The organism is Bradyrhizobium sp. MOS003, assembly GCF_003020125.1.
Taxonomy (GTDB): domain Bacteria; phylum Pseudomonadota; class Alphaproteobacteria; order Rhizobiales; family Xanthobacteraceae; genus Bradyrhizobium.
Map to the genome: position 1 here is coordinate 310,043 of NZ_PYFW01000007.1, position 6,000 is coordinate 316,042.

At 66.0% G+C, this 6,000-nt stretch carries 6 protein-coding genes; 4 read left to right on the forward strand and 2 right to left on the reverse strand.

Annotated elements, in window-relative coordinates; translation table 11 throughout:
• Nucleotides 1–184: 184 nt before the first annotated feature.
• A complete protein-coding gene (locus tag C7G42_RS27345) occupies nt 185–613 on the forward strand; it encodes a CBS domain-containing protein (protein WP_106952014.1) in 429 nt (142 codons plus the stop codon).
• Here the strand turns inward: C7G42_RS27345 and C7G42_RS27350 are convergent, their stop codons facing one another.
• Nucleotides 614–1,648, reverse strand: a complete 1,035-nt coding sequence (locus tag C7G42_RS27350) for a patatin-like phospholipase family protein (RefSeq protein WP_199581170.1) — start codon at nt 1,646–1,648, stop codon at nt 614–616.
• Nucleotides 1,649–1,892: 244 nt separating this feature from the next.
• Here C7G42_RS27350 and C7G42_RS27355 point away from each other — a divergent pair, with 244 nt between their 5' ends.
• Together C7G42_RS27355 and C7G42_RS35495 are read left to right on the forward strand one after the other, a co-directional pair.
• Nucleotides 1,893–2,966, forward strand: a complete 1,074-nt coding sequence (locus tag C7G42_RS27355) for an RgsD C-terminal domain-containing protein (protein ID WP_106952016.1) — start codon at nt 1,893–1,895, stop codon at nt 2,964–2,966.
• A 353-nt stretch (nt 2,967–3,319) separates the two neighbouring features.
• Entirely contained in the window at nt 3,320–3,559 is a 240-nt protein-coding gene (locus C7G42_RS35495) for a hypothetical protein (RefSeq protein ID WP_245427979.1), read from the forward strand.
• A gap of 121 nt (nt 3,560–3,680) precedes the next feature.
• Here C7G42_RS35495 and C7G42_RS27365 read toward each other — a convergent pair whose 3' ends face one another.
• Nucleotides 3,681–4,673, reverse strand: a complete 993-nt coding sequence (locus tag C7G42_RS27365) for a zinc-dependent alcohol dehydrogenase family protein (RefSeq protein ID WP_245427980.1) — start codon at nt 4,671–4,673, stop codon at nt 3,681–3,683.
• A 102-nt stretch (nt 4,674–4,775) separates the two neighbouring features.
• Between C7G42_RS27365 and C7G42_RS27370 the strand changes: the two genes are divergently transcribed.
• Nucleotides 4,776–5,627, forward strand: coding sequence for a LysR family transcriptional regulator (locus C7G42_RS27370; protein ID WP_106952041.1), 852 nt, complete (start codon nt 4,776–4,778; stop codon nt 5,625–5,627).
• Nucleotides 5,628–6,000: the final 373 nt, after the last annotated feature.

Sequence of the window (6,000 nt, forward strand, 5' to 3'; positions counted from 1 at the left end):
TGCGGCCCGGCCCGAATTCATCCATCATTTGCGGGAAGAATGTTCGAAGCGACAAAGCGCTAGCGGCGCTGCTTCGCAAAGCGCCCGCGCGTGAAACCGGCGCCAAGCAAAACTGTTAGTTGAAGACTCGAAGAACAAGTCCGCGCCGCCAACAGGCGGACGGGTCCGATTCAGGGAGGCAACAATGACGGTACGTTCCATTCTCAACACCAAGGGCCACCAGATCATGAGCGTCGAGCCCGACGCGAAGCTGGCTGCCGCGGTCAAGCTGCTCGGTGAGAAGAAGATCGGCGCGGTGCTGGTGATGAACCAGAGCCGGCTCGAGGGCATCCTGTCGGAGCGCGATATCGTCCGCGTTCTGGGCGAGCGCGGCGCCAGCGCGCTGGAGGAGCCGGTCACTCAGGTCATGACCCGCAAGGTGGTGACCTGCAAGGAGACCGACACGGTCGCCGAGCTCATGGAGATGATGACGTCAGGCAAGTTCCGCCATCTGCCCGTGATCGACAATGGCAAGGTGGTCGGCCTGATCTCGATCGGCGACATCGTCAAGCGCCGGGTCCAGGAATACGAATCCGAGCAGGAAGCCCTGCGCGACTACATCAAGACGGCCTGATCAGGCCTGCTCGTCCGCTTTGGGCGCGTGGCCCGCGGGCGCCGGCGCCAGCACGTCGATCGCCTCCTCGATCGACTCCAGCGCGCGTTCGGCGGCGCGCGCGCCGTGGGCGATCAGGTCCTCGGAGCGATGGAAGTCGAACCAGCCGAACTGGCCGACCCGCGGCGAGATCAGGAGATCCGGCGGATCGCCGGCGAGGCGGGCGCGGGTGATGCGGTCCTGCATGATGTTGAAGGCGTCGACCATCACCGAAGAGATGCCCGGGCGCCCGGCGCTGCCGAAGAACTCGCGCTTCATGGCTTTCTCGGCCGAGAATAGCCGCGGAAAGCGCCGCTTGGCCGTCGTCTCCTCGACCTGCGGCGTCACAGGTGCGGGCATCGCGCCGTGCGAATAGATCGTCGTGGAATGGGTGAAGATGTCGCTGGAAAGATTTGCGGCGATGACGATTTCGGCGCCGAGCGCGCGGGCGGCCGAGACCGGCACCGGGTTGACCAGCGCACCGTCCACGAGCCAGCGATCGCCGATCAGCATAGGCTGGAAGATGCCGGGCAGCGCATAGGACGCGCGCATCGCATCGACCAGGCGGCCACGCGTCAGCCAGATCTCGTGACCGGTCCTGACCTCGGTCGCGACACTCGCGAACTTGACCGGCAAATCTTCGATCAGGGTTTGCCCAACCGCATCCTCGAGTCTGCTGGCCAGCTTCTCGCCGCGGAGCAGGCCGGAGCCGTTGAGGCGGATGTCGAGATAGCCGAGGATGTTGCGCATTCCCTGCAGGCTGCGCCCCCACTCCTCGAATGTCTCGAGCCGGCCGGCCGCATGGAGGCCGCCGACCACGGCTCCGATGGAGGTGCCGACCACGACGTCGGGAACGATGCCGTTGGCGAGCAGGGTTCGGAGAATTCCGATATGGGCAAAGCCGCGCGCGGCGCCGCCACCGAGGGCGAGGCCGATGACCGGCCGGCGGGTGGGGCCAAGGCCAATCTTCTCACCGTTCGAGCCGTTCGCACCACGACCCTTCAAGATATCAAGCACCGAAACTCTCCTACCCGGGCCAGCCCTCGACACCAGAGTAGGCATCGGACTTCCGCTGCACCAGAACGAGGGCCAAGCATGGTTTATACCGTTTGGGAAGCAGGGGGCAGCAGTTTGGCGAGGGCAGGTGGCCGCTGGGCTAATCACGCAAGCGTCAACCGGGTTCCATCCATCGGACCGAGCCCGTATTTCCTGGGGTTTCAGAGGCTTGAATTTGCCGCGTTTTCGGTGAAAAGCAGGAAGTATGACACGCGGGGGTGACGGCATCATCGGATGGCGGCGCAGCGGCAGGCTGCTGCCGGCGCTGATCCTTGCCGCGTGCGTCGTGACCTCAGGCCAAACCGCTGCGCAGGCGCAGCTTTTCTCGGACCGTCCGCCGCCGGTGCCGCCGGCTTCGGTGCCCGACCCCGGCGGCGCGGTCAGCCTGGCGCCGCCCTCCGGTCCAGGCACCGGTCCCCCGAGCCTACCGCCGACCCTGATGCAGCCGACGACCCCCAGCATGCCGCCGCCCGCGGTCTCGACCGTGCCGCCGGCCGCCCCGCTCAACGCGGCCGTGCCCGGACAGGGCGTGTTGTCGCTGACCGCGAAATACGGCAAGGATTCTCCGGCGATCACCAGCGGCCTGGTCTGGCGCGTGTTTGCCGACCGTCCGGACGAGAACGGCACCTTCAAGCTGATCCGCGAGGACCGCAGCGCCACGCCCAACATCGTGCTGCCGCCCGGCAATTACGTCGTGCACGTTGCCTTTGGCCTCGTCAGCGCGGTGCGCACCGTCAGCCTGAAGGCCGAGACCGACCGCGAATCCTTCGTGCTGCCGGCCGGGGGCCTGCGGATCGAGGGCCGGGTCGGCACCACCCGCATTCCGCAGAACCAGATTTCGTTCGCGATCTACAAGGGCAGCCAGTTCGAATCCGGCGAGCGCGCCTCGCTGGTGCCGAACGTCGCCGCCGGCGACGTCGTGCTTCTGCCGGAGGGCACCTACTACATCATCTCCAACTATGGCGACGCCAATTCGGTGGTGCGCTCCGACATCCGCGTCCAGGCCAGCAAGCTCACCGACGTCACCATCACCCACCGCGCCGCCGTGATCACGCTCAAGCTGGTCAGCGACAAAGGCGGCGAGGCGCTCGCCAACACCGCCTGGTCGGTGCTGACCCCCGGCGGCGACGTCATCAAGGAATCGATCGGCGCCTTCCCGCGCGTCGTGCTCTCCGAAGGCGAATACCGCGCCATCGCCAAGAACGAGGGCAAGGTCTACGAGCGCGGATTCAATGTCGTGAACGGCGTCGACGGCGAAGTCGAGGTCGTCGCGCGTTAGCACCCGGGGGCGGTGCCGCCGTGCAGCCTGCACCCGACCTGGCACCCGGCACGATAATTCTCATTTTGCGCACAATCGTGCGTCCCCTGTTACCGCCGCGACCGTCGCGGGGGCGGTGAGCAGATGCTCGTCCCCATCGCCTCCTGTGTTCTGCCTCGAATACCGCAAGCGCCAGCAGCTTGCCTCGTGGGCCAAGTAAAACACCGCTGTCGAAAGCTTATTCCCCGCGCCTCGCGTCTTAATCACAGCGGTGAAAGACACGAATTTCCGATCATCAATTTTATTCTCTTTCCACTCCGCTGGGTTATATGTCGGGCATCCGTCTATTGGGGGAGGCCGGAGCGAGGGCTTGGATGCCTTGGCGGACCGGCAAGGAGCAGGGGACCAAGCTCGTCGGCATGTTCGAAGTGATCCTCACCAGGCGCAAGCGGTTTGGCTGGCGATGGCAAGTGTGCGACCAGTCCGGCAAGGTCTTTGCCGATGGTTTCGAGCGCACCCGGCCGTCGGCCAAATATCAGGGCGAGCGCGCATTGTTCTTCCTGTTGTCGCAGGCCTATCTGCGCAACCGCTCGGCCGCGTCCAGCGAGGACTAGCGGCGAGCGCCTTCGCAGCGAGTCTTCGTAGCCCGGGTGAGCGCAGCGATACCCGGGACCTTCGTGCTCCCAGGCGAGCCCCCCGGATATCGCTGCGCTCATCCCGGCTAAAAGCTCCACCTTACAAATCGACGACCAGCTTGCCCTTGGCGGCGCGGTCCCTGATCAGCGCATAGGCCTCGTCGACGTTTTCCAGCGTGAAGCGCCTGTCGTCGAGCAGCGGCACGAGCTTGCCGGCCTCGGCGAGACGCGTGGCCTGCGCCATGATCTCTCCATGATGGGCGCGGCCTTCGCCCGACAGCAGCGGCAGCAGCGTGAACACGCCGGAATAGGTGGCCGCCCGGAACGACAGCGGCGCGAGCGCATGCGTACCCCAGCCGAGCGCGCTCACCACATGGCCGAAGCGGCGCACCGCTTCGAAGGAGGCGTCGAGCACCTGCCCGCCGACGGTGTCGTAGACGACGTCGAAGCCGCGGCCGCCGGTGTGCTGCGTCACATAGGCTTCGACTGGACTGTCGCGATCGATGAACACCGCGCCAAAGCCTTCGATGGTGGCGCGTTGCGACGGCGAACCGGTTGCGAACACCTCCGCTCCGAAGGCGCGCGCGATCTGGATCGCGACATGACCGACGCCGCCGGCACCGCCATGGATCAACACCTTCTGGCCCGCCTTCAACGCCGCCCGGTCGATCAGGCCTTCCCAGGCCGTGATGACGATCAGGGGCAGGGCGGCGGCTTCCCGCATGCTGAGATTGGCGGGCTTCAACGCGAGGAGATCGGCATCGACCGCGGCGAATTCGGCCAGCGATCCCTGCACGCCGCCGACACCTCCGGTCATGCCGTAGACCTCGTCGCCCGGCTTGAACCGCGTCACCTCGCGCCCGGTCAGTTCGACCACGCCGGCGAGATCGATCCCGGGAATCGCCGACAACGGATGGCGCGCATGCGCGGCTGCGCCGGCCTGGATCTTGGTGTCGAGCGGATTGACCCCGCTCGCGCGCACCCGCACCAGCACGTCGTGCGGGCCGATCTCGGGCGTGGAGATGGTTGAGAGGCGCAAGGGGGCGTGGTGGGTCTCCAGGACGCCGGCGCGCATCGTCGATGGTCTCGTCATGATCGTCTTGCTCCGTGATCGGCTCAATATGCCCATGAGATTTTGCATGAGAAGGAACAAGGTTGTACGATGGTCATACATTTTTGTATGGCGGAATTTCCGATGGACTGGAGCGATTTGCGCATCTTCCTAGCAATTGCGCGCGAGGGCACGCTCGGCGCAGCCGCACGAAAGATCGGCCAGACCCAGCCGACGATGGGCCGGCGGCTTCGCGCGCTCGAGACGTCGTTGGGGCAAACCCTGTTCCAGCGCACGGCGGATGGCCTGGTGCTGACCGACGAGGGCACAGCCGTGCTCCGCCATGCCGAGCGGATCGAGGACGAGGCACTCGCGCTGGAACGCTACGTCTCCGGTGCCGAGACGCAGCTCGACGGCCTGTTGCGCCTGTCGTCGTCGGACTGGTTCGGGACGGTGATGCTGTCGCCGGTGATCGCCGCGTTCGGCAAGCGTCATCCGAAGGTGACGGTGGAGCTCCTGACCGATGCGCGGCTCTACAGTCTGCCGCGGCGCGAAGCCGATCTGGTCTTCCGCATCAAGCCGTTCAGCGAGCCCGAGGTGATCTCCAGGAAGCTGCTGCACATTCCCTACGCGCTCTACGGCAAGAAGGGCAGCAAGCCGCCGCGCGCCGGCGACGGCCGCGCTGTCCGCGTCGTGACCATGAATGCCGAATTCGCCGACATGCCGGACGCCGTCTGGCTGACGCGCGCGCTGCCGAATGCAGCCATCGCCTCGCGCAGCAACAACAGGCAGGTGCAGGCCGAGCTTTGCGCCAGCGGCGATGGCTTTGCCGTGTTGCCGCGTCCCCTCGGCGACCGCGACCGCCGCCTGGTCGCGCTCGACATCGGAACGGCGCCGCCCGGCCGCGACACCTATGTCGGCTATCACCGCGATATGAAGCGCCTCGCCCGCCTGCGCGCGCTGCTCGATCTCGTCATCGATCGGCTCGCAGGCTGAGGCTGCGTAGGCGGGCACGTCGTAGCGCGGGTGAGCGGACGCGATACCCGGGACAGCACCCCGAACTTATCCCGGATGTCGCTGCGTTCAATTCTGGCTACCAGAGCTTGCGCTGCCCGACGGGCAAAACACGCCATCCATGGGTCCATGCCGGTCACCAAAATATTCCACTTTACCGAAATTCGGATATCGCATATGTGTTGCTGCATCCCGGCCCAACGAAAAGGGGCGTATCGCGATCGTCACGAACGCGGGCCGGGCGGCGGTGGACGTGGGTCACATCGGCGCCAAGGATTTTGCAGGGCGGGCAACCGTGAGCGAAACACCTGGCGCGCACGACCGGTGTGATCGGCGTACGGCAAAATCGTGTGGT

What these genes read in the sequence shown, in the direction of transcription:
- C7G42_RS27345 (WP_106952014.1), top strand. Translation starts at nt 185, where the DNA reads ATGACGGTACGTTCCATTCTCAACACCAAGGGCCACCAGATCATGAGC.
- C7G42_RS27355 (WP_106952016.1), top strand. Translation starts at nt 1,893, where the DNA reads ATGACACGCGGGGGTGACGGCATCATCGGATGGCGGCGCAGCGGCAGG.
- C7G42_RS35495 (WP_245427979.1), top strand. Translation starts at nt 3,320, where the DNA reads ATGCCTTGGCGGACCGGCAAGGAGCAGGGGACCAAGCTCGTCGGCATG.
- C7G42_RS27365 (WP_245427980.1), bottom strand. Translation starts at nt 4,673, where the DNA reads ATGACGAGACCATCGACGATGCGCGCCGGCGTCCTGGAGACCCACCAC.
- C7G42_RS27370 (WP_106952041.1), top strand. Translation starts at nt 4,776, where the DNA reads ATGGACTGGAGCGATTTGCGCATCTTCCTAGCAATTGCGCGCGAGGGC.